Raw genomic sequence first — 1414 nt, 5'->3', positions numbered from 1 at the left:
CGCACGCCGCCCCCTCTTCCTCGCGGCCGCCGTCGCCACCGCGGCCGCCGCCACCACCCTCGCCCTCCCCGCCGCCGCCGTCGCGGACGGCGGCCGGCCCGCCACCGTCCGCCTGGAGAAGGGCACCCTCGACTGGGGCGTCAAGCAGTCCTTCCGCACGTACGTCACCGGCATGGCCAAGGGCGGGATCACCACGACGGACGGGGCGCGGCAGGCCCCGGACAACGGCCCGTTCACCTTCAAGGACGGCACCGGCACCTACACCACCTCCGACCACTCCGTCGCCACCGCCTTCCACGGCGGCGTCCGCTTCGCCTCCACCGCCCACGGCTTCGACATCACCCTCAGCGACCTCAAGGTGTCCACCAAGGGCACCTCCGGGAAGATCACCGCCGATGTCACGACCGGCGGCAGGACCAAGGACGACGTGCCCCTGGCCGCCCTCGACCTCTCGGCCGTCCGGCCGGGCAGCGGCACCGGCGGCGCGATGACCTTCGCGCGGATACCCGCCACCCTCACGGCCGACGGCGCCGAGGCGTTCCGCGGCATGTACAAGGCCGGACAGGAACTCGACCCGGCCACCCTCACCGTCACCCCCGCCGCGGCACCGGCCCCCGGACCGACCCCCACCCCCGAGCCCACCGGCACCCCGGAGCCGGAGCCCACCCGCACCGCCGCCCCCGCCCCCGGCCGCACCGACGAGCCCGCGCCCGGCCGGCCCGAGCAGCCGGCCACGGTCCCCGGACGGCCCGGAACGCCCGGAGCGGAGCCCGGCACCGACGGCGGCACGGACCGCACCACCGGGGACAAGCCCGCCGCGTCCGCCGGACGGATCGTCAAGGGCACCCTCGACTGGGGCGTCAAGGAGTCCTTCCGCGACTACGTCACCGGCCCGATCGGCAACGGCAGGGCCGAACTCTCCGGCGGTGCCTCCGCGGCCGGCGGCACCTACCGTTTCTCCGGCGGACACGGCTCCCACGACACCAAGAAGGCCGCCCTCGACGTCGGCTTCAACGGCGGCGTCCGCTTCCTCGCCCACTCCGGCGCCCTGGACATGACCTTCCGGAACCTCACCGTCAAGGCAGCCGGCACCAAGGGCACCCTGTACGCGGACGTCTCCACCAAGTCCCGCGCCACCGGGAAGGTCACCCGCGCCACCGCCCTGCCCGTCGCCCGCCTGACGATCCCGGCGGGTGCCCTCACCGCCCGGAAGGACGTCGTCACCCTCACCTCCGTCCCCGCCACCCTCACCGAGGACGGCGCCCGCGCCTTCGAGCACATGTACCGCGCCGGGCAGCGGCTCGACCCCGTCGGCCTCGCGGTCTCCACCACGCCCGGGGCCTCGCTGCCCTCCGGCAGCCACGGCTCCGCCACGTCCTCCGGCGGCTCCGGCACGGACCTCGGCGGCGGGTCC

1 protein-coding gene is annotated in these 1414 nt (G+C 76.0%); it reads left to right on the top strand.

Features of this window, described 5'->3' with window-relative positions; genetic code table 11:
- The coding region (locus tag AC51EU_RS30500) for an HtaA domain-containing protein (RefSeq protein ID WP_496270329.1) at window positions 1–1414 on the top strand (1414 nt) is incomplete at both ends.

It is taken from the genome of Candidatus Streptomyces philanthi (assembly GCF_059553635.1).
This window is presented reverse-complemented; position numbering and strand designations above follow the sequence as displayed.